Below are 20378 nucleotides of genomic sequence, written 5' to 3'. Positions count from 1 at the left end.
ATGTTATTGGGCGCGTTTGATCAATTCAGTTGCATAAGATGACGCACCGGTGCCAAAACTCTTGAAGTCCGTCAAGCCGTGCAAGATCAGAGAGGCCGATTGCTCGTCAGCGCTGTTAGGCAGCAGGCGCGCCTGCCAGTAAGGGCTGTACAAGCTGCCGTATTCGGTCAGGCCATCGGCGCGCGGGAAAAGGTTCGTCGGGCGCGAAAAATAGGCTTCGGCCTTGGACAAGGCGCGCATGCAATTAGCGGCTGCGCCGTCTCCCACGTCCAGGTTACCGCTGCCAAACGGCGCAGTCACTTGAGGTGCATTGCGCGCTGCATCCCCTATGCCGCAACCGGCGGGATCGGCGGCCCCACCGCTGCGACCTATGCGAAGACGCCCCGTGGCACTGGTGGCAATGGTGCTGGTTCTTTTCTCCACCTCAACCAGCAGCGGTGGCGAACTTATATTTTGATTCGCTGTGGTTGTGGCCTGCTCTATGTTTGTCACGTCCCGGTAGCTGCGCAGTGCCGTTAGCTTTGACAAGTCGCCACTGGTGGGCCCGGCGGATGCCGTGCCAGCGGCATCCGCACCCAGTAGGTCCCATGCTCCTTTGCCGGACATCAGCGGCACCACGGGGATGTTGATGAAACCCCAAAACGGTATGGGGCCAACGGGCACCGTTGCAATCGCCAGCATGTTGGTGGAATCTTGGCCTACCCAGCGCTGGTTCCAGCTGTCTTCTTTTCGGAAGCCGTTGGCGTCTTTGTCATCCGCGAGTTTGGTGGCACCGTCGTGAAACAGCATTTTCAAAAACCAACCAGCGGAGGGCTCCGGCCCGACCAAAAGAATCGGATCGACCAGCATCGGCAGCCACCAGGTCTTGGAGCGGTCGGTGGTGAAGCCATCGAGTGAGGCATTCACGACACCGGCCATGCGGTCTTTTTTCGGTCCGTCGTCGGTCGCATCCTCCGGGTGGTTTTGGGTGAAGGTGATATGGCCTTTCTGCCTCGGCTTTGCTCCATAGAGCCAACTAAAACACCAGTCTTCGTTGTATGGCTCCCAGGGAGATCCTCCGCAGCCGTCGCCCAACGTGAAATCAAATGACTCCGTTCCCCAAGGGCCGAGGGGGTTACGGTCTGACGTGAACTTGACCCATTGAGAGGTGTTGTAGGCATAGCCCGCCATGCCCAGCAAGCTCAGGTGGGCGCTGGGATCATTGAGCTTGACCACGTTGTAGCTGTCCCCGAAGCGGATGTAGTCGGTGATCGTGCTCATGTCAAAGCCGACGGTGCCTTGCATGATGCTGTTGAACTTGTCGTCAACGCCCAGCGTTTGAGCCACGGTCAGGGCGGTGCCGTAGTGGTAAATCTTTTGGGCACCGGCAAAACCCGTGTTGATCGTCAACAACAGGGGTACAAACATCCTGGCAGCAGTATCAAAGGCCGGCTTGAGTATCGAAGACGCGCCTTTGGCCACGGGCTCAGAGACCGACCACAGCGAATACAGTGGGCCGGGCGACACCCATGAATATCTCGAATCAACCCGCGGCATCAGGGTGTGGAAGGTGTCGTAGTAATTGCGCCCCCAGGAAGCCAAACCCACCAACTGAGCCACGGCAACATCGTTGGCAATCATGCCGCGGTTGAGGTAGGCCGAAAAGTTGTAATCACGCGCTTGGGCGACCGCCGAGCTGTAGGCCGCTGCGTCGGCCGTGTTTTGCAGTTTCATCTTCTCGGTGGTGAGCTGGCCCATGCTGAACATCGTCAACATGGCCAGCAATATCACCAACGCTGTCACAGTGACAAACAGCAGGGCCTGTCCCCGCTGTTTACCCGGGCTAGGCGTTAATGCTCGGCGCCGGGGGTGCATCACTTACTTTGGTGATGTGTAGTTACCCAGATTTTTGGCTTTATTTTCAGCGTCAGCTTTGCCTGCTGCGTCTCCTGCTTTTTGGATGTTTGCCGAACCATCTTTTCCTGCCAACTCATTGGTCATCCCAGCCATTTGGGCCCGGATGGTTTCACCGAAAAAGCTGTAAACACCAATGGCGGCAACAGCGATCAAGGCGACGATGATGATGTACTCGGTCATGCCTTGGCCGAGTTGACGTTTTTTGGATTCAAAATGGTTCATGAAAATTCCTTCACTCTTGGTTAATAAATAAACGGTTCTTCTGTAAGGTGCTTCCTCAAAACCCGCACCGGCAATCTCGCCAACAAATTGATGCATTAATTATTGGGCAAGACAGATTGCTTGTTTGTCCCCAAAACTAGGGACAAGCCAACAACTTACTCGTAGTAGATTTTGGAGTTCGAACGCTTAGCGAAAAGGTTCTGTTGTGACCTTGTCGCAGCGCATGCAAAAGCGAATCTTGTGCTCATTGAGATAGGCCACCAGCCAGGTTGCCGGATAACCCCGGTCCAGCACCAATATGTCATCAGGGCCGAGTTGTGCAGGCTCGCAGCGCTAACGCGAGCCAGGCATTCGGCTCCAGTTAGAAAGAGTAGGACAACAACAGGGAGATTTCGGTCGCGGTGTTGTCGTTCAAATCAGCTCCGGCGGCTTTGGCTGCACCCCAAGCCGCTTGGAGTGCTGCACCAGTCGCAGCGCTAGGCGTTGTGGCAAACGCAGCTTGAGCTGCACCAAAATTGGCCGACGCGAGCCCAAACGCCCCAGCAGGGCCGGAAAACGCAGCCGGCTGGCCGACTTGTCGGCCTAGTATGAACTGGCCAGCAATGTGGTCAGCACGCATGACGGCCTCGTCGTTGAAGTGCTGGTGAGCAAAGGCGACGTCGTCACGGTTAACCAGCCGGTACTTTCGGTAGAGGCGCCGGTCAAGCTACTTGAAGCGCTGATCTACATGCCACCGCAGAGCGAGGCTAAACGAATCAAGCCCGGCATGATGGTGCAGCTGTCGCCTGCTACTGCTCCCAAGGAGCTCAGCGTCGAAGAACGCATCCAACTGCAACATGACGTGGCGGAAGGGAAGATTCCCTATGTGCTTTCGCCCTTTACCGAAGTCGAGGACATTGAACCCAGCATCAGTGTCGGTGTGCGTCATCACGGCGAGGTGGTCGCCTGGATGATCGTCACCCGCTCTCCGCTGGTGACGGATGCACTGTGTTACCGGAGCACGTTCGTTCGCCCGCATTTGCGCGCCGCGCAGGCCTTAAGCCCGCTTATTTTGGCGGCGGCCCTGCGTCGCCATGTTGCCAGCCCTATCGTGGAAACGCGACCGGTGGGGGTGTACGGCATGTCATTTGATTCGTCCACCAAGATGATTAATTTTTTCCGCAAACGGTTGGCCCCCTATTGCTTCAGTACCTATGAAAGCCGTGGCAGCATGAAAAGGCTGGCGCAAGCTCTGGCCCCAGAGGCCACGCCAATAGCTCGAGTTCTGTGACCTTGTCGACGAATGGAGCTGCGGTCAGGGCAATTCGGCATCCGCGAGGCGGTTGGCGATCACGCCGGCGCGTCCCGAGATATAGCTGGAGTTGGGCATTTTTTCGAAATACTTGGGGCGCGGCAACATCACGGCCAGCCGTGATGCTTCGTAGGCGCTGAGCCGCGAGGCCGGCTTGCGAAAGTAGTGCTGGGCGGCCGCCTCGGCGCCAAACACACCTTCGCCCCACTCGACGTTGTTGAGGTAAATCTCCAGAATGCGCTGCTTGCTCAGCAAGGACTCCAGCAGCAGGGTCAGCACAAACTCCTGGCCCTTGCGCAGCAGGGTCCGCTCGCCCGATAAAAACAGGTTTTTGGCCAGCTGCTGGGTGATGGTGGAGCCGCCCACCACCTTGGGCTGGCGCACCAGCGGTTGGTTTTTGGCCGGGCCCGTACCGGTTTTTCGGTTGGCCTGGTTTTTCGCGGTTTGCGTCATCGCCGCCTGCGTTTTGGCCGCCTGCGCTTCCGCCTTGGCATTCTTTTGCCAGGCTTTTTCCAGGGCGTCCCAGTCCACGCCGTCGTGGTAGATAAAGCCGTCGTCTTCACTGGCAATGACCGCCCGCTTCAGTGAGTCCGCAATCTGCGGGTAGGCCACCCATTGCTGGCGCCAGCGCAACGTGCCTTTTTCATGCAGCACGCGCCACGCTTCCGAGCGCCCAAACGAGGTCGATTGCGGGTCCAGTACCGCCATGGCGGCAATGCGCGCCACAAAGAAGAGCTGCAGCGCCAGCACGGCGGCCAGCAGCAAACCCAGCCAGCGCATCAGTGACTTCATGGGGGCGAGCTCCGTTTAACGCAGAATCGCCCGCAACTCGGCCAGCACCGGTTGCGAGGGCGGCAGCACGCCGCGCCAGATCAAAAAGGATTCGGCCGCCTGCTCCACCAGCATGCCCAAACCGTCACGGGCCACCGCGCCGTGTTCGCGCGCCCAGGTCAAAAAGCCCTGCGCCGCCGGCCCGTACATCATGTCGTAGGCCAGCGCGCCGGGTTTCAGTGTGCTGGCCGCCACCGGCACCTCCGCACCGCTCAGGCTGCTGGCAGTGGCGTTGATAAGCACATCAAAATTGGCCTCTAGCCCTTGCAGATCATGCGCAGTCAGCTCTGTTTTTTGCAGCAAAGCCAGCGCCGCATGGCGTTCCACCAGCTCACTGGCTTTACTCAAGGTGCGGTTGGCGACGGTGATGCCGGCCGGCTGCGCCAGGATCAGCGGGCCCAACACGCCGGCGGCCGCGCCCCCGGCGCCGATCAGCAGCACGCGGCGGCCCTGTAAATCAACCCCGGCATTGCGCTGGATGTCGTTGACCAGACCGGCGCCATCGGTGTTGTCGGCCAGGATGTCGCCGTCCCGAAAGGTCAGCACGTTGGAGGCCAGGGCCAGCATGGCCCGTTCGCTGGTGTGGGTGGCCAGCGCCGCGGCTTCAAACTTGAACGGCACGGTGATGTTGCAGCCCCGGCCACCTTCCGCCACGAAGGCGCTCACCGCCGTCGCAAAGCCGTCCAGCGGAATCAGTCGCTTGTCATAGTGCAGCGACTGGCCCGTCAGCTCGGCAAAACGGGCATGAATCCACGGCGATCTGCTGTGTTCCACCGGGTTGCCCATGACGCAATAAAGATCCATCGACATAGTCGTCCTGTGAGTTGTTTTTTTGGCGTTTACTGGGCCGTGAGCTGGGTTTCCAGCGTTTCGTCGCGGGTGAATTTGAAACGCGAGACCACCATGATCTGCTCGGCCTGGCGCCGCATCGCCGCGTTGAAGCGACCAAATGGGGCGGCACTGCGGGCAATGGCCTCGGCGCGCCGGTCCAGCGTGCGGTTGCCGGAGCTTTCCACGATCTCGATATTGAGAACCCGCCCGTCAAAATTGACGGTCACGATCATGGTCAGTTCGCCGTACAGTTTCTTGCCGCCGGCTTGGGGAAAGTTCTCGGTGCCCTTGTCTTCGACGGCGCGGCGCAAATGGTCGTAATACACCGCGTACACCTCTTCCCGGGTGGCCGGGCTGATGTAGCGCTTCTTCGGGCGGGCATTTTCCTGATTGATGCGGCGCTCGATCTCGGCCAGCAGCTTGATCAGCTGGCGGCGTTTTTCTTCCCGCTCGGCCTGTTCGGTGGAGACAGTGGGCTGCTTGGGGTCCGGTGGCGGCAGCGCGGCCAGCTGGTTTTTGATCTGGGCCAGCAGCAGGTTTTGCTGTTCCTGCAGGTTTTGCAGTTTGTGCTGCGCGTACTGTTCCACGTCATCGCCGGTTTCCGTCCGCAGCGCCGGCGGCAACGGGCTGGTGGCGCGGCCTTTTTCCGTCTCACCGCCGCCCGCCATGGAAGCCTGGGCAATGGCCAGGGCCTTGCTCGGCTTCTCCGTGGTGCGCGCATTGACCAGGATGACTTCCAGCGGCGTGTCTTCAAACACGCGGTTGAACGCCTCGGGGTCCACAAAGCGGACCGTCAGCAGCACCACATGGACGGCGATCGAGGCGCCGAGTGCCAGCTGGAGAGGGCTGAAAGACCGCAGGTTCACGGGGCAGTTTGATCGGTGACGGCGGGACTGGCGTCCGTCTCGCTCATGTCGACGGCAATTGCAATTGGGCCGGCGCCAGCGTCTTCATCCTCGTCACCGGCCTCGTCGTCCGGTGCATTGGCGGTTTCCGTGACGGCATCGAGCCGTTCCACCACGGTGCCGTGGATGTCGAGCGTCACCTCGTCAATGTCGCCCAGCTTGATCAGGACCCGTGCGCCGCGGGGCAAACCGCTGGCGCCCATCACCGGCAGCACCAAGGGCAGGTCGTCGGCCCGCACCATGTTTTCTTTGAACACGGTGGCGGTGATCTCGGTCACCTGATTTTGCTGGATGAACTTGAGCGTCCAGAAGCGCTCGATGGCGCGCTGGTAGTCGTTGTAGGCGAAGTAAGCGCTGTCAAAGCTGGAGATGATCGAGAACAGGTCCGCGTCTTTCGGCTTGAACGGCGCCACCAAGGCCGCCGTTTTGCCATGGCGGGCGCAGGCAATGATTTGCCACTGGTTGACCAAATCGGTGTAGCGGCGCAGCGGCGAGCTGCTCCAGGCGTAGCTTTTGACGCCCAGACCGGCATGCGGCAGGGCGCGGGTGCCCATGCGCACCTTGACGCCCGGCAGCATGGAGGCCTGGCTGCGGTAAATGCCGGGGACGCCGAGTTCGGCCATCCAGTTGCCCCAGGTGCTGTTGGCCAGAATCATGGCCTCCGACACGATCAGGTCCAGCGGTGCGCCGCGCTCGCGCACGCTGATTTGCACCTGCTCGCTGCCTTGCGGCTCGGCACCGTCGTTGCCGACCAGCTTGAAGTTGTAGTCGGGCCGGTTGAAGTTCTCCGGCTTACCGCGCACCACTTCGCGCTTGGCCTTCAGGTCTTGTGCCAGGCGGTGCAAAAATGATAGCTTCTTACGCTTATTCAGTAAGGGCTGCGGGTCGATTTGATGGTTAAAGTCAGGATTTTCCAGCCATTCCAGCGTGACGATGGCGTCCAACTGGTCGTGCCGCAGGTTGGCGCCAATGTGCACCCGCTCCAGTTTGGTCTCGCTGCTCTGGATTTCCAGCGTGGCCTCGTCCAGCGTGACGTACAAGGACAGCGCCGGGCAGTCGCGCCCCTCTTGCAGCGTGTAGGCTTGCACCACGTCATCCGGCAGCATGGTGACTTTGTAGCCCGGCATGTAGACGGTCGACAGGCGGTTGCGGCCGACCAGGTCAATCGGGCTGCCGGGTTGAATCGCCAAGCCAGGGGCCGCAATGTGAATGCCGACGACCACCGTGCCGCTGCCCAGGCCTTGTACCGACAGGGCATCGTCAATCTCGGTGGTGGCCGAATCGTCGATCGAGAAGGCCCGCGCGGTGGACAAAGGCAGTTCGTCTTTGATGGCCGGCGCTTCGAGTTTGGGAAAACCGGTGCCCTTGGGAAAGTTCTCCAGCAGGAAGCGGCGCCAGTGGAACTGGTAGGGCGAATCGATCGCGCCGGCTTTGATCAGCAACTCCAGCGGCCCCAGATGGGTGGCGCGCGAGGCCTCGACCACGGCCTTGTACTCAGGCGCATTTTTGTCGGGCTTGAACAGAATTTTGTAGAGCTGCTCGCGGATCGCCTGCGGGCACTCGCCCGCGCTCAGGTCTTTCACCCATTGCTCGGTTTGCAGCGCGATCTGCTTCTTTTTCTCAATCGCGGCCAGGGCCAGCGCGATGATGTCGGCCGGCGCCTTGCGAAAGCGCCCCTTGCCGGCCCGGCGAAAGTAGTGCGGCGACTCAAACAGGCGCACCAGCGTGCCGGCTTGCTGCTCCAGCGTCGCTTTGTCGCTGAAATATTCGCGCGCCAGTTCGGCAAAACCAAACTCTTCTTCCGGCGAAAACTCCCAGGCCAGCTCCAGCTCAATCGACTGGCTGATGGTCTGCGCCGCCGCCAGCAGCTGCGCCGGCTCCGGTTTTTCGAACTTCAGCAGGAAGTTGGCCGTCTTGACCTTGACCCGCTTGCCGCTGTCCAACTCCACCTGTGCAGAGGTATCCGCCTCTGACAGCACCCGACCGGCCATGAATTTTCCGGCTTCTTCAAACAATAAAAACATGGGATGGATTGTCTCTGCAAAAAGGGGAACGGGGTGGCGCCGTCGCCGCGGCTCAGTTCAAGCCCAAAAACGCCATGATTTCAGGCAGGTGCGCGTCAAAGTCGCTGATGGCGTGGTCGCCGCCCTCCAGCAGGCGAATCCGGGCTCCCGCATAGCGGGCGTGCGCTTCGCGCCAGTCCAGCACCTCGTCGCCTTTGGCGATCAACGCCAGGTAATGGTCGGGTTGGCGCAGGCGGCTCACCGCCAGGTCGCGCAACTCCTGCACAAACTCTGCCCGGAAGAAAAAGCGCTCCTGCGGGTCGTGCCAGCTGGTTTGCTCGCCGATGTATTTCGCCAGATCGCGGGCCGGGTTGACCGCCGGATTCAGTAGCACCGCCCGGCAGCCGGTTTGCTCGGCCACGGCGGTGGCGTAAAAGCCGCCCAGCGAGGAGCCGACCACCGCCATCGATGCGCGTGGCCAATCCTGGATGCCTTGCATCAACAGTGCAGACGCTTCGCGCGGCGACGGCGGCAATGGCGGGCACCACCATTGCACTTGCGGCTGCCGTGTGGCCATGTGCTGCGCCATGGTGCGGGCCTTCAGCGACTGCGGCGACGAGCGAAAGCCGTGCAGGTAGAGCAGGTGGGTGATGGGGGGTGGGGTGAATCGGGTGCTGGACATGAACCGGATGATAGGCGGCGCGCCAATCCGGGCACGGCCGAAGTCCTTGGCGGTGCTGCGCGTGCTGGGCCGTCCTTCGATTGACGATAATCGCAACCCATGGCAGTCGTATTTGAAACCCCTCCGCTTTGGCGTCGCATCACTCCCTGGTTTCGCGGCTTTGACGGCCCGCTGGCGTTTGCCGTGTTCCTGCTCGCCTGCGCCGGCATGCTCACCATGTATTCCTCCGGCTTTGACAGTGGCACCCGGTTTGCGGACCATGGCCGCAATATGCTGCTGGCCGGTTTCATCCTGTTCGTGGTGGCGCAGATTCCGCCGCAGCGGCTGATGGCGCTGGCGGTGCCGCTGTATGTGCTGGGCGTGACGCTGCTGATTGCGGTGGCGGTGTTTGGTGTCACCAAAAAAGGGGCGCGCCGCTGGCTCAACGTCGGCGTCACCATCCAGCCCAGCGAAATCCTCAAGATCGCCATGCCGCTGATGCTGGCCTGGTGGTTCCAAAAACGCGAAGGTCAACTGCGGCCGCTGGACTTTGCCGTGGCCGGGGCGCTGTTGTTGGTGCCGATTGGCTTGATCGTCAGGCAGCCCGACCTGGGGACCGCGATTCTGGTGCTGTCGGCCGGCATGTCGGTTATTTTCTTTGCCGGGCTGTCCTGGAAGTGGCTGTTGCCGCCGGTGCTGATTGGCGTGGTCGGGGTGGCGCTGATTGTGGGCTTTGAGCCGCAGCTGTGTGCCGACGGCGTGCGCTGGCCGGTGCTGCACGACTACCAGCAGCAACGCATCTGCACGCTGCTGGACCCGTCGCGCGACCCGCTGGGCAAGGGCTTTCACATCATTCAGGGCATGATCGCCATTGGCTCGGGAGGCTTCTGGGGCAAGGGCTTCATGCAGGGCACCCAGACGCATCTGGAGTTCATCCCCGAGCGCACCACCGACTTTATTTTTGCCGCCTTTTCGGAGGAGTTCGGCCTGTTTGGCAATCTGCTGCTGATTGCCGGCTTTATCTTTTTGGTACTGCGCGGCATGGCCATTGCGCTGGAGGCGCCCACGCTGTTCTCCCGCCTGCTGGCGGGCAGCATCACGCTGATCTTTTTTACCTACGCGTTTGTCAATATGGGCATGGTCAGCGGCATTTTGCCGGTGGTGGGTGTGCCCTTGCCTTTCATCAGCTACGGCGGCACCGCCATGGTCACGCTCGGCATGGGCCTGGGCATCTTGATGTCGATCGCCAAGTCGAAGCGGCTGGTGCAGTCCTGAGTCCGGCGGAACGGTGATAAGGCCTAAAATAAAACCATGATCTCTCGCGAACCCACCCTTGAACGCTTGGCTGTTGCCAAGTCCCTCTTGCTCACGCCGTTTGGCCTGGATGAATCCCACCTGACGCGCGCCCTGAATGAAATCAAGGCGCACCAAGTGGACGAGGCTGACCTGTATTTTCAGTACACCCGCTCCGAGGGCTGGAGTCTGGAAGAAGGCATCGTCAAAACCGGTTCCTTTAGCATTGACCAGGGCGTCGGCGTGCGGGCCGTCAGCGGGGAGAAAACCGCCTTTGCCTACTCGGACGACATCTCCGAGGCCTCGCTGCTGGATGCGGCGCGCACGGTGCGGTCAATATCGTCTGTAGCCCAGGCGGGACGGTTGAAGTCCGCTTCTAAAAAGATAGCGTCAGCACGCTCTTTGTACCAAGGGCTGGACCCGATCGCGACGCTGGACAGCACCGCCAAGGTCAAACTGCTGGAGAAGGTGGAGCAACTGGCCCGCACCAAGGACCCGCGCGTGGCGCAGGTCATGGCCGGGCTGGCCAGTGAATACGATGTGGTGATGGTGGCGCGTGCCGATGGCACCCTGGCGGCCGATGTGCGCCCGTTGGTGCGTCTGAGCGTGAGCGTGATCGCCGAACAAAAGGGCCGGCGTGAAATGGGCTCGGCCGGCGGTGGCGGTCGTTTCGGCCTGGCTTATTTTGATGACGCCATCATCGAGCAATATGTCGATGAGGCGGTCAAGGCGGCGCTCACCAATCTGGAGGCGCGCCCGGCGCCGGCCGGTGAAATGACCGTGGTGCTTGGCCCCGGCTGGCCCGGTATTTTGTTGCACGAAGCCATTGGCCATGGTCTGGAAGGCGACTTCAACCGCAAGGGCTCCAGTGCTTTCAGCGGCCGCATTGGTCAACGGGTGGCGGCCAAAGGCGTCACCGTGCTGGATGACGGCACCCTGGCCGACCGCCGCGGTTCGCTCAATGTGGACGATGAAGGCAACACCAGCCAGCGCAATGTCCTGATTGAAGATGGCATTCTGAAGGGCTATATCCAGGACGCCATGAACGCGCGCCTGATGGGCGTCCAGCCCACCGGCAATGGCCGACGCGAGAGCTACGCCCATATTCCGATGCCGCGCATGACCAATACCTACATGCTGGCGGGCGACAAATCGCCGGAAGAAATTGTGGCCAGCATCAAAAAAGGTCTGTACGCCACCAACTTCGGCGGCGGCCAGGTGGACATTACCTCGGGCAAGTTTGTGTTCTCCGCCAGCGAAGCGTATTGGGTGGAAAACGGCAAGATTTTGTACCCGGTGAAGGGCGCCACCATTGTGGGCAGCGGACCGGAGTGCCTGAAACGCGTCAGCATGATCGGCAACGACATGAAACTCGACAGCGGCGTCGGTACCTGCGGCAAAGAAGGCCAGAGTGTGCCGGTCGGCGTGGGGCAGCCCACCCTGCGGATTGACGGCTTGACGGTGGGCGGTACGGCCTAGGCTAAGTCGTTGCGGGCTCGACCCGCAAGCCGCGGATCTGGGATGGCCGCTGCTGACTATGCTACATTTAACTTTATGAATTCAGCCCGTTTTTACTTTGGCTACTTTTGGTTCTCAAGCGCTGTCGGCGGTAGAGAGTTCTGAACGTACCTAAAGAAAACGTCCTGATCTTCCAAAAACCGCCGGCACCCCCGGCGGTTTTTTTATGTCTTTTTGACTTTACTTGATTGACTTAGGAGCCTCACCATGAATGCCAAAGCCACTGTTGCCGGTACCGATGCCTGGTATGCGAAGCCCGTCGCCCTCCCCATTGACCGTACCAGCAAGACCGACGACGCACGCATCAAGGACATCACAGTGTTGCCACCTCCCGAGCATTTAATCCGTTTCTTCCCGATCAGCGGCACCCCCATTGAGTCGCTGATTAACAGCACCCGCCACCACATCCACGACATCATGCGGGGCAAGGAGGATCGCTTGCTGGTCGTGATTGGGCCGTGCTCGATCCACGATCCGGTTGCGGCACTCGACTATGCGCGCCAGCTCAAGGTGCAGCGCGAGAAATACGCGGACACACTGGAAATCGTGATGCGCGTGTATTTCGAGAAACCCCGCACCACCGTCGGCTGGAAAGGCCTGATCAACGATCCGTACCTGGATGAAACCTTCCGCATCGACGAAGGCCTGCGCATTGCGCGCCAGCTGCTGATTGAAATCAACCGCCTGGGTCTGCCGGCCGGCAGCGAATTCCTGGACGTGATTTCTCCCCAGTACCTGGGTGATCTGATCGCCTGGGGCGCCATTGGCGCGCGCACCACCGAGAGCCAGGTGCACCGCGAACTGGCGTCAGGCCTGTCGGCGCCGATTGGCTTCAAGAATGGCACCGACGGCAATATCAAAATCGCCACCGATGCCATTCAGGCCGCTGGTGGTGGGCACCACTTTCTATCGGTACACAAAAATGGCCAGGTGGCGATTGTGCAGACCCATGGCAACCCGGACTGCCACGTCATCCTGCGCGGAGGCAAGGCGCCCAACTATGACGCCGCCAGCGTCGCCGCGGCCTGCAAAGACCTGGAAAAAGCCAAGCTGCCCGCCACCCTGATGGTGGACTGCAGTCACGCCAACAGCAGCAAACAGTTTGAGAAGCAGCTGGATGTGGCGCGTGACATCGCGGCGCAAATTGCGAGTGGTTCTACCAGCGTATTCGGCGTGATGGTGGAAAGCCATTTGCAGGCCGGCGCCCAGAAGTTCACGCCGGGCAAAGACGATGCCGCCAAGCTGGAATATGGCCGGAGCATCACCGATGCCTGCCTGGGTTGGGATGACTCGATCGAGTCGCTGGAGGTGTTGTCACAGGCCGTCAAGGCCCGGCGCGCCCGCTAAAGGTCCGGGGTTCAGAGGTTTTAGGCCTCTAGCCCCCGTGTCTATTGCGAAAGCAGCTATTTATTTTGTAGCGCCTGCAGCAGCTTGAGGTGGATGCCACCAAAGCCGCCGTTGCTCATGCACACGATGTGATCGCCCGGCCGGGCATTGGCCGCGACCAGCGCCACCAGCCCATCAATGTTGTCGACCACATGCGCCCGCTCGCCCATCGGCGCCAGCGCGTCACGGGCGTCCCAACCCAGCCCGCCGCTGTGGCAAAACGCCAGGTCGGTCTGCGCCAGGCTCCAGGGCAACTGGGCTTTCATCGCACCGAGCTTCATGGTGTTCGAACGCGGCTCAAACACCGCCAGGATGCGCTCGCCCGGTCCGATGCGCCGCTTCAGTCCGTCCACCGTGGTGCGGATGGCGGTCGGGTGGTGGGCAAAGTCGTCGTAAACGGTGATGCTGCCGCCGGCTCTTTGCACCGTGCCGCGCACTTCCATGCGCCGTTTCACATTTTCAAAGTGGGCCAAGGCGGTGGCGGCGACTGCCGGTGACACGCCGACGTGTTGCGCGGCGGCGATGGCCGCCAACGCATTGAGCTGGTTGTGCACGCCGGTCAGTGCCCAGGTGACGCGGCCCACGCTCTGGCCCTGGTACAGCACGTCAAAGTCATGCGGTTCGCCGTCGGCGGTGAAGTCACTCACTGCCGTGCCAAAGCTGCGCACTTCACTCCAGCAGCCCGTGTGCAAGACCCGCGCGAGACTTTCCTCCAGCCCGTTGACGATCACCCGGCCCGAGCCATGCGGCCCCGTGCCCGGCACGGTGCGCACCAGGTGATGAAACTGGCGCTCGATCGCCGCCAGATCATCAAAGATGTCGGCGTGGTCGAATTCCAGGTTGTTGAGCACGGCCGTGCGCGGGCGATAGTGCACAAACTTGCTGCGTTTATCGAAAAAAGCGGTGTCGTATTCGTCGGCTTCAATGACGAAACAAGCCCCCACGCTTGCCACTGCGTGTGCTGCGCTGCCTCCCAAAGGGGCTGAACTTGCTTGGGGCGGCCTTGCACTGCGTTTGGCCTTGCCGCCACCCAGTCGCGCCGAAACTTCAAAGTTCATCGGCACGCCGCCCACCAAAAACCCGGGTTGCAGACCGGCGTGTTCCAGGATCCAGGCGGTCATGGCGGTGGTGGTCGTTTTGCCATGCGTGCCCGCGATGGCGATGACATGCCGGCCCTGCAGCACATGCTCCGCCAGCCATTGCGGGCCGCTGGTGTAGGGCAGGCCAGCGTCCAAAATGGCTTCCATCAGGGGAAATTTCGGCGTGCCATCGCTGAGGTGGGCGCGACTGACCACGTTGCCCACCACAAACATGTCCGGCTGGAGCGCCAGCTGGTCGGCGCCAAAACCTTCCATCAGTTCAATGCCGAGCGCGCGCAGCTGGTCGCTCATGGGCGGGTAGACGCCGGTGTCGCAGCCGGTGACTTGATGGCCGGCTTCCCGTGCCAGTGCGGCCAGGCCCCCCATGAAAGTACCGCAAATACCAAGAATATGAATGTGCATGCATGGATTTTAGGCTGGCGTGGTCGGGCTCAAAACGCGGGCAAAATGGCGACTTATGGATACCCTGAAATCAGAAATTTCTGCAGTCGCGGCCCGCATGGTGGTGGAGGATGGGCAGGAATACGGCCCGGCCAAGCGGCGCGCGGTCAAGCAACTCGGTTTGCCGGGGCGCACCGCCTTGCCTGGTAATGACGAGATCGAAGACGCGGTTGTGGAATACATCGCGCTTTTCTGCGCCGAGACGCAGCCGGGCGAGCTGCTGGCATTGCGCCGTCTTGCCGTGGTCTGGATGGAGCGCATGGCAGCGTTTCGGCCCCACTTGGGTGGCGCCGTCTGGCATGGCACCGCAACGCGCTTGACGGATATCTACCTCCAGTTGTTTTGCGATGACTGCAAATCGGCTGAGATCGCGCTGATTGATCATCAGGTCGATTACGTGCCGCGCACGGTCACCGGGTTCAATGGGGACTCGGTGGAGGCGCTGAGCGTACATGCTTTTTGCGCTGATTTGAACGAAGAGGTGGGCGTTCATTTGCTGATTTACGACCTCGATGACGTGCGTGGCGCGCTCAAACCCGACGTCAAAGGACGCACTCCCCGCGGCGATCTGGTGGCGGTCCGCCGTTTGTTGCATGATCCGCAGTCATGACTGAACCAATTTCTTCCCCTGACCCCGCCGAAAACGCAGCACGCACGCGCCGCCGCTGGCTGATCGGCGCCGTGGCCGGCGCTGCGGCATTGGGTGGTATTGGCCTGGGCTGGCGGAAATACCAGCCGCAAGCCATGTCGCCGACCGCCGAATCCGAGCTTTGGCCGCTGGAATTCGCAAGCCCCGATGGCCGCCTGCTGCGGATGGCCGCACTGCGCGGCAAACCCGTGCTATTGAATTTTTGGGCGACCTGGTGTCCGCCCTGTGTGGAAGAACTTCCTTTATTAAGCCGTTTTTATCAAGAAAATTCAGCCAAAGGCTGGCAAGTTCTGGGTTTGGCGGTGGACCAGCTGGAGCCGGTCAGGCACTTTCTGGCCAACACGCCGGTGACTTTTCCGGTGGCCATGGCTGGCATGCCCGGGATCGAACTCAGCCGATCGCTCGGCAATCTGAGTGGCGGTTTGCCGTTCACGGTGGTGCTGGGATCCGATGGGTTGGTGGCGCATCGTAAAATGGGCAAAGTTACACCCGACGATTTGCGTGCATGGGCCTTATTAAAATAAGACTGAATTGCCGTGAGTAGAGGTCGGTCAGGCGCCTTTTGTGTGAGCAAGGCGCGTGGCGCTCCTTCTGGCGGGTGTTGATATTCTGTAAAATAAAAGAAGATGGCTGTATTTAGTAGGAATTTAAGGTAAATTCGCCAGCCATTACTTGAAATTCGTTGGAGACCTCATGGACCTAAGAAAACTGAAAACGCTGATTGACCTGGTGTCGGAATCAAATGTCTCGGAACTGGAAATCACAGAAGCAGAAGGCAAGGTTCGTATCGTCAAGGGCGGCGGTGCGGTGGCCCAGCAGTACGCGCCGCCAGTCGGCATGATGATGATGCCTGCGGCGACGACGGCTGCCGTCGTCGCCAGTGTGGAGCCTGCTGCTGCCGCAGTGCCGGCGGTTGCCCTGCATACCGTCAAGTCGCCGATGGTCGGTACGTTTTATCGTTCCGCCTCTCCTGGCGCCAAGGTCTTTGTTGAAGTTGGGGACTCCATCAAGGAAGGCGAGACGGTTTGCATCATTGAAGCCATGAAGATCCTCAATGAAATCGAAGCTGATAAATCAGGAACCGTGACGCAGATCCTTTGTGAAAACGGCCAAGCCGTTGAATACGGACAGCCTCTGTTCGTGATTGAGTGATGTAACCCCGCAATTCCCATGTTCAAGAAAATCCTGGTTGCCAATCGGGGCGAAATCGCCCTCAGAATTCAACGAGCCTGTCGCGAACTCGGTATCAAGGCTGTCATGGTCTATTCCGAGGCCGATCGCGATGCCAAATACGTCAAACTGGCCGAGGAGGCCGTGTGCATCGGGCCCGCTCAATCGGGCCTGAGTTATCTGAATATGCCCGCCATTATTTCGGCGGCTGAAGTAACAGATGCTGAAGCGATTCACCCCGGCTATGGCTTTTTAAGTGAAAACGCCGACTTTGCCGAGCGGGTCGAGAAAAGCGGGTTCCAGTTCATTGGCCCCACGCCCGAATCGATTCGCATCATGGGCGACAAGGTGTCGGCCAAGCAGGCGATGATCAAGGCGGGGGTTCCCTGCGTGCCGGGCTCGGAAGGCGAGCTGCCGGATGACCCGGTGCAAATTCGCCGGATTGCCAAGGCGGTGGGCTATCCGGTCATCATCAAGGCGGCGGGCGGTGGCGGCGGACGTGGCATGCGCGTCGTGCATACCGAGGCGGCCTTGATCAATGCCGTGGCGATGACCAAGGCCGAAGCTGGTGCTGCGTTTGGCAACCCGGCGGTGTACCTGGAGAAGTTTCTCCAGAACCCGCGCCACATTGAAATCCAGATTCTGGCCGACAAGTTCAAGAACGTGGTTTACCTCGGTGAACGCGATTGCTCGATGCAACGGCGGCACCAGAAAATTCTGGAAGAAGCGCCCGCACCGGGTATTCCTCGCAAGCTGATTGAGCGGGTGGGGGAGCGTTGTGTCGCCGCCTGCAAGAAAATTAATTACCGTGGCGCCGGGACGTTCGAGTTTCTGTATGAGGATGGCGAGTTCTACTTCATCGAGATGAATACCCGCGTGCAGGTGGAGCACCCGGTAACGGAAATGATCACCGGGGTTGATATTGTCAAGACCCAAATCATGGTGGCGGCGGGCGAAAAGCTGCCGTTCACACAACGTCAGATCGAGATTCGTGGCCATGCCATCGAATGCCGTGTGAATGCTGAAGATCCGTACAAATTCATTCCGTCGCCGGGTCGTGTCACGATGTGGCACGCGCCGGGCGGGCCAGGGGTGCGTGTGGACTCGCACATTTATACCAACTACTTTGTTCCGCCAAATTACGACTCGATGATCGGGAAAATCATTGTTCATGGCGACACGCGTGAGCAGGCTTTGGCCCGAATGCGCACGGCCCTGGGTGAAACCGTGGTCGAAGGCATCAACACCAACATTGCGCTTCACCGGGAATTGCTGGTGGACGCGAAATTCATGGCGGGCGGAACCAATATTCATTATCTGGAAGAGTGGCTTGCTCAGCACAAGCGTTAAGTACGGTATTGCATGTTTGAATTAATCCTGATGTGCCCGGAAAACCGGGTTGAGACCTTGAGTGATGCGCTTGAAGCACTGGACGCTTTGAGCGTGAGTGTTGAAGATGCCGATGCCCAGACCGATGCCGAGCAAGCTTTGTTTGGCGAGCCAGGTATGCCGCCGCCCAAAGGCGGCTGGCAGCGCTCTCGGGTCTTGGCTCTGTACGCCACGGAGGCCTTGGCCAAAGAGGCGCTGGCGCTTTTGAAGGCGCAGGACTTCTTTGCCGACTGCCAAATTCTGGGTTTGCAGGAGGTGCCGGAGCAGGATTGGGTGCGCTTGACCCAGTCCCAGTTCACGCCGGTGGACATCACGCCTGAATTCTGGATTGTGCCGACCTGGCACGAACCGCCCCAGCAAGCCCGCACCATTATTCGGCTCGATCCCGGATTGGCGTTTGGCACCGGTACCCATCCCACCACCCGCATGTGTTTGCGATGGATTGCAAAACACGGTCATTCAGATAGCGCTCTTTCTGAAGGTGCAATCGGGTTGGGTCGGGTTCTGGATTACGGCTGCGGTTCGGGCATTCTTGCGATCGGTGCGGCCAAATATGGCGCCAACGACATTGATGCGGTCGATATCGATGACGCCGCTGTCGAATCGACCGTGCTGAATGCGCAGGCCAATGGCGTCACCCTCAACGCGGGTTTGCCGGACATCGTGACGGGTGAATACCGGACTGTGCTGGCCAATATTTTGGCGACACCCCTGAAGGTACTGGCCCCGCTGTTGTGGTCGCGTGTTGCCCCGGGCGGCTCGCTGGTCTTGGCCGGCATTCTTGAACGTCAGACGGAAGAGTTGAAAGCCGCCTACGCGCCCTATTGCCAACTGGCAGTTTCTGATCAGCAAGAAGGCTGGATACTGATGACCGCGACGCGCTGAGTCGCGCCAGGATGGGCTCTACAATTCGCTGTAAATGAGCCTGATCACACGTTGCCCGGCCTGCGAGACCTTGTTCAAGGTCGTGCCTGACCAGCTTCGGATTTCCGAAGGATGGGTTCGCTGCGGGCAATGTGATGACATATTTGACGCTTCACTTCACCTGTTGCCGGACTCGTCCACAGAATGGGAGCCCGCAGCAGCGCGCGAGGCCTTGTTGGCGCAGAGCGACGCAAACGACACGCCGATTTCCCCTTTCCCATCAGACGATAGTGAACTGAATTCGGCTCCGATGGGCGATCTGGCCGCATTGGCAGAAGATCAAGATCAAGGTTCAGCGCCAGAGCTCGTTGCTCCCACTGTCGCAGAAAATGTTGCCGAGCTGGATTCTCCAGAGTCGATCCCGGATGAAATCTCTCCGGTAGATGAAGCCATCTCTTTGTCAATGGAGTTGCTGGATGCGCAAACACTTGTGTTGCAGTCAGTCCCGGCGACGGCGATAACTGCAGTCCGGCCCGCCGATGTGGCTCAGCCTGATCTCGACGAGCCTGAAGCTGAACCCCTTGCTGAATTTAGCGCTGTTTCTTTCATGCGAGACCAGAGTCGTAGTTCTGTTTGGCGCAAACCGCTGGTGCGGGTGACGTTGGGTCTGTTCAGTCTGGTACTGCTACTTGGGCTGTCAGGGCAAATCATTTTTCATGAGCGCGACCGGATTGTGGCCTTGGAACCCGGCCTCAAGCCCTGGTTGTTGGCGTTCTGCCGGCCCTTGAGCTGCAGCCTGTCACCGCTGCAGAGAATTGAGTCAATCGCCATTGACAGCTCCTCGTTCATCAAAATGAACAGTGATTTCTACCGTCTTAACTTGACTGTTAAAAATTCTGAAGCGATCGCACTGGCCGTACCCGCCATCGAATTGACTTTGACGGACTCACTCGATCAGCCGGTCGTACGGCGTGTTTTCTTGCCGACCGAACTCGGGGGTAACTCGGACACACTGGCGGCTGGCGCCGAGTGGTCGGCTTCGCGCGTCCTGGCGGTCAAGACGGCAGGCCCGGCGGACCGGGTTGCCGGCTACCGTTTGCTTGCTTTTTATCCCTGAGTTTGCGTAAAAAATCTGGTGCGACTCCCCATCGGGGTTCTTGGACACTATTTTCACAACGGGTCGTTTGAAGTTGCTCGGTAGCTAGCAGGCAAGAAAAAGCCCGATGTCTTTCGGCACCGGGCTTGACGCAGAACCGGGGTGGTTCAGGGCTTGCTGGCTGTTGGAAACGGCCAAGCCGCTTGCGGGTTCAGGGTGGTCTGAGCCGAAGATGCGGTCGAGGTCGTCTTGGCGACTACTTTTTTCGCTAGAGCAGCTTTCTTTGCAGGCGCTGCCTTCTTGGCGACGACTACTTTTTTCGCTGGAGCGGCTTTCTTCGCAGGCGCTGCCTTCTTGGCGACGACTACTTTTTTCGCTGGAGCGGCTTTCTTCGCAGGCGCTGCCTTCTTGGCGACGACTACTTTTTTCGCTGGAGCGGCTTTCTTCGCAGGCGCTGCCTTCTTGGCGACGACTACTTTTTTCGCTGGAGCGGCTTTCTTCGCAGGCGCTGCCTTCTTGGCGACGACTACTTTTTTCGCTGGAGCGGCTTTCTTCGCAGGCGCTGCCTTCTTGGCGACGACTACTTTTTTCGCTGGAGCGGCTTTCTTCGCAGGCGCTACCTTCTTGGCGACGACTACTTTTTTCGCTGGAGCGGCTTTCTTCGCAGGCGTTGCCTTCTTGGCGACGACTACTTTTTTTGCTGGTACAGCTTTCTTCGCGGGAACGGCCTTTTTTGCGACCGGTTTTTTTGCAGTTGCCATTATTTTCTCCTTGATCAATTTACAAAGAGCACTTCATGCGAGTTGGAGAGCATGAAGCGATTCATGGTGCT

The 20378-nt window shown here is 59.9% G+C and carries 19 protein-coding genes; 10 read left to right on the top strand and 9 right to left on the bottom strand.

Translation table 11 applies throughout. From position 1 onward, the window contains the following. Window positions 1-3 precede the first annotated feature (3 nt). Together HHJ17_RS09105 and HHJ17_RS09100 are read right to left on the bottom strand one after the other, a co-directional pair. Window positions 4-1854 carry a Tad domain-containing protein gene (locus HHJ17_RS09105; RefSeq protein ID WP_296501118.1) on the bottom strand — a complete coding sequence of 617 codons (1851 nt, stop codon included), beginning with the start codon at window positions 1852-1854 and terminating at the stop codon, window positions 4-6. Window positions 1855-1857: 3 nt separating this feature from the next. Continuing rightward, window positions 1858-2118, bottom strand: coding sequence for a hypothetical protein (locus HHJ17_RS09100; protein ID WP_296501199.1), 261 nt, complete (start codon window positions 2116-2118; stop codon window positions 1858-1860). 604 nt (window positions 2119-2722) lie between these two features. Between HHJ17_RS09100 and HHJ17_RS09095 the strand changes: the two genes are divergently transcribed. Further along, entirely contained in the window at window positions 2723-3388 is a 666-nt protein-coding gene (locus HHJ17_RS09095) for a hypothetical protein (protein ID WP_296501119.1), read from the top strand. A 24-nt stretch (window positions 3389-3412) separates the two neighbouring features. On the opposite strand, the gene HHJ17_RS09090 is transcribed toward HHJ17_RS09095, so the two are convergent. From HHJ17_RS09090 to HHJ17_RS09070, 5 genes are read right to left on the bottom strand one after another with little or no spacing between them, the layout of a single operon-like run. Further along, window positions 3413-4201 carry a transglycosylase domain-containing protein gene (locus HHJ17_RS09090; RefSeq protein WP_296501120.1) on the bottom strand — a complete coding sequence of 263 codons (789 nt, stop codon included), beginning with the start codon at window positions 4199-4201 and terminating at the stop codon, window positions 3413-3415. 15 nt (window positions 4202-4216) lie between these two features. After that, entirely contained in the window at window positions 4217-5050 is an 834-nt protein-coding gene (gene aroE, locus HHJ17_RS09085) for a shikimate dehydrogenase (protein ID WP_296501122.1), read from the bottom strand. Between the two features lie 29 nt (window positions 5051-5079). Beyond that, window positions 5080-5931 (bottom strand): energy transducer TonB, encoded by an 852-nt coding sequence (locus HHJ17_RS09080; RefSeq protein ID WP_296501201.1) that lies wholly within the window; start codon window positions 5929-5931, stop codon window positions 5080-5082. A 2-nt stretch (window positions 5932-5933) separates the two neighbouring features. After that, on the bottom strand, window positions 5934-8000 hold the full coding sequence (locus HHJ17_RS09075; RefSeq protein WP_296505589.1) for an RNB domain-containing ribonuclease: 2067 nt from the start codon (window positions 7998-8000) through the stop codon (window positions 5934-5936). 52 nt (window positions 8001-8052) lie between these two features. Beyond that, a complete protein-coding gene (locus HHJ17_RS09070) occupies window positions 8053-8661 on the bottom strand; it encodes a YqiA/YcfP family alpha/beta fold hydrolase (RefSeq protein ID WP_296501126.1) in 609 nt (202 codons plus the stop codon). 99 nt (window positions 8662-8760) lie between these two features. On the opposite strand from HHJ17_RS09070, the gene rodA reads away from it, so the two are divergent. From rodA to HHJ17_RS09055, 3 genes are all read left to right on the top strand, one after another. Further along, window positions 8761-9915, top strand: coding sequence for a rod shape-determining protein RodA (gene rodA / locus HHJ17_RS09065; protein ID WP_296501128.1), 1155 nt, complete (start codon window positions 8761-8763; stop codon window positions 9913-9915). Window positions 9916-9951: 36 nt separating this feature from the next. Then, window positions 9952-11412 carry a metalloprotease TldD gene (gene tldD, locus HHJ17_RS09060; protein WP_296505588.1) on the top strand — a complete coding sequence of 487 codons (1461 nt, stop codon included), beginning with the start codon at window positions 9952-9954 and terminating at the stop codon, window positions 11410-11412. Window positions 11413-11658: 246 nt separating this feature from the next. Further along, window positions 11659-12798 (top strand): 3-deoxy-7-phosphoheptulonate synthase, encoded by a 1140-nt coding sequence (locus HHJ17_RS09055; RefSeq protein WP_296505587.1) that lies wholly within the window; start codon window positions 11659-11661, stop codon window positions 12796-12798. Between the two features lie 56 nt (window positions 12799-12854). Here HHJ17_RS09055 and mpl read toward each other — a convergent pair whose 3' ends face one another. After that, on the bottom strand, window positions 12855-14339 hold the full coding sequence (gene mpl / locus HHJ17_RS09050; protein ID WP_296505586.1) for a UDP-N-acetylmuramate:L-alanyl-gamma-D-glutamyl-meso-diaminopimelate ligase: 1485 nt from the start codon (window positions 14337-14339) through the stop codon (window positions 12855-12857). A 55-nt stretch (window positions 14340-14394) separates the two neighbouring features. Here mpl and HHJ17_RS09045 point away from each other — a divergent pair, with 55 nt between their 5' ends. From HHJ17_RS09045 to HHJ17_RS09020, 6 genes are all read left to right on the top strand, one after another. Continuing rightward, window positions 14395-14988 carry a hypothetical protein gene (locus tag HHJ17_RS09045; RefSeq protein ID WP_296505585.1) on the top strand — a complete coding sequence of 198 codons (594 nt, stop codon included), beginning with the start codon at window positions 14395-14397 and terminating at the stop codon, window positions 14986-14988. Further along, on the top strand, window positions 14985-15551 hold the full coding sequence (locus HHJ17_RS09040; protein WP_296501137.1) for a TlpA disulfide reductase family protein: 567 nt from the start codon (window positions 14985-14987) through the stop codon (window positions 15549-15551). The genes HHJ17_RS09045 and HHJ17_RS09040 overlap by 4 nt, the downstream gene beginning before the upstream one ends. 169 nt (window positions 15552-15720) lie before the next feature. Further along, on the top strand, window positions 15721-16179 hold the full coding sequence (gene accB, locus HHJ17_RS09035) for an acetyl-CoA carboxylase biotin carboxyl carrier protein (RefSeq protein WP_296501138.1): 459 nt from the start codon (window positions 15721-15723) through the stop codon (window positions 16177-16179). 18 nt (window positions 16180-16197) lie between these two features. Next, window positions 16198-17547 carry an acetyl-CoA carboxylase biotin carboxylase subunit gene (gene accC, locus HHJ17_RS09030; RefSeq protein WP_296501141.1) on the top strand — a complete coding sequence of 450 codons (1350 nt, stop codon included), beginning with the start codon at window positions 16198-16200 and terminating at the stop codon, window positions 17545-17547. Between the two features lie 12 nt (window positions 17548-17559). Then, on the top strand, window positions 17560-18471 hold the full coding sequence (gene prmA / locus HHJ17_RS09025; RefSeq protein WP_296501142.1) for a 50S ribosomal protein L11 methyltransferase: 912 nt from the start codon (window positions 17560-17562) through the stop codon (window positions 18469-18471). 34 nt (window positions 18472-18505) lie between these two features. Continuing rightward, complete coding sequence (locus tag HHJ17_RS09020; protein WP_296501144.1) at window positions 18506-19567, top strand: zinc-ribbon and DUF3426 domain-containing protein; 1062 nt, start codon at window positions 18506-18508, stop codon at window positions 19565-19567. 146 nt (window positions 19568-19713) lie between these two features. Here the strand turns inward: HHJ17_RS09020 and HHJ17_RS09015 are convergent, their stop codons facing one another. Continuing rightward, window positions 19714-20307: a histone gene (locus HHJ17_RS09015; RefSeq protein WP_296505584.1), complete on the bottom strand. Its 594-nt coding sequence runs from the start codon at window positions 20305-20307 to the stop codon at window positions 19714-19716. Window positions 20308-20378: the final 71 nt, after the last annotated feature.

The sequence above is a fragment of the Rhodoferax sp. genome, assembly GCF_012927445.1.
In the GTDB taxonomy this organism is placed as follows: domain Bacteria; phylum Pseudomonadota; class Gammaproteobacteria; order Burkholderiales; family Burkholderiaceae_C; genus Rhodoferax.
This window is presented reverse-complemented; position numbering and strand designations above follow the sequence as displayed.

Coding starts and splice junctions, on each gene's coding strand:
- HHJ17_RS09070 (WP_296501126.1), bottom strand. CDS start 8,661: ATGTCCAGCACCCGATTCACCCCACCCCCCATCACCCACCTGCTCTAC.
- mpl (WP_296505586.1), bottom strand. CDS start 14,339: ATGCACATTCATATTCTTGGTATTTGCGGTACTTTCATGGGGGGCCTG.
- HHJ17_RS09075 (WP_296505589.1), bottom strand. CDS start 8,000: ATGTTTTTATTGTTTGAAGAAGCCGGAAAATTCATGGCCGGTCGGGTG.
- accC (WP_296501141.1), top strand. CDS start 16,198: ATGTTCAAGAAAATCCTGGTTGCCAATCGGGGCGAAATCGCCCTCAGA.
- HHJ17_RS09090 (WP_296501120.1), bottom strand. CDS start 4,201: ATGAAGTCACTGATGCGCTGGCTGGGTTTGCTGCTGGCCGCCGTGCTG.
- rodA (WP_296501128.1), top strand. CDS start 8,761: ATGGCAGTCGTATTTGAAACCCCTCCGCTTTGGCGTCGCATCACTCCC.
- HHJ17_RS09105 (WP_296501118.1), bottom strand. CDS start 1,854: ATGCACCCCCGGCGCCGAGCATTAACGCCTAGCCCGGGTAAACAGCGG.
- tldD (WP_296505588.1), top strand. CDS start 9,952: ATGATCTCTCGCGAACCCACCCTTGAACGCTTGGCTGTTGCCAAGTCC.
- HHJ17_RS09020 (WP_296501144.1), top strand. CDS start 18,506: ATGAGCCTGATCACACGTTGCCCGGCCTGCGAGACCTTGTTCAAGGTC.
- HHJ17_RS09040 (WP_296501137.1), top strand. CDS start 14,985: ATGACTGAACCAATTTCTTCCCCTGACCCCGCCGAAAACGCAGCACGC.
- HHJ17_RS09055 (WP_296505587.1), top strand. CDS start 11,659: ATGAATGCCAAAGCCACTGTTGCCGGTACCGATGCCTGGTATGCGAAG.
- prmA (WP_296501142.1), top strand. CDS start 17,560: ATGTTTGAATTAATCCTGATGTGCCCGGAAAACCGGGTTGAGACCTTG.
- HHJ17_RS09015 (WP_296505584.1), bottom strand. CDS start 20,307: ATGGCAACTGCAAAAAAACCGGTCGCAAAAAAGGCCGTTCCCGCGAAG.
- accB (WP_296501138.1), top strand. CDS start 15,721: ATGGACCTAAGAAAACTGAAAACGCTGATTGACCTGGTGTCGGAATCA.
- aroE (WP_296501122.1), bottom strand. CDS start 5,050: ATGTCGATGGATCTTTATTGCGTCATGGGCAACCCGGTGGAACACAGC.
- HHJ17_RS09045 (WP_296505585.1), top strand. CDS start 14,395: ATGGATACCCTGAAATCAGAAATTTCTGCAGTCGCGGCCCGCATGGTG.
- HHJ17_RS09100 (WP_296501199.1), bottom strand. CDS start 2,118: ATGAACCATTTTGAATCCAAAAAACGTCAACTCGGCCAAGGCATGACC.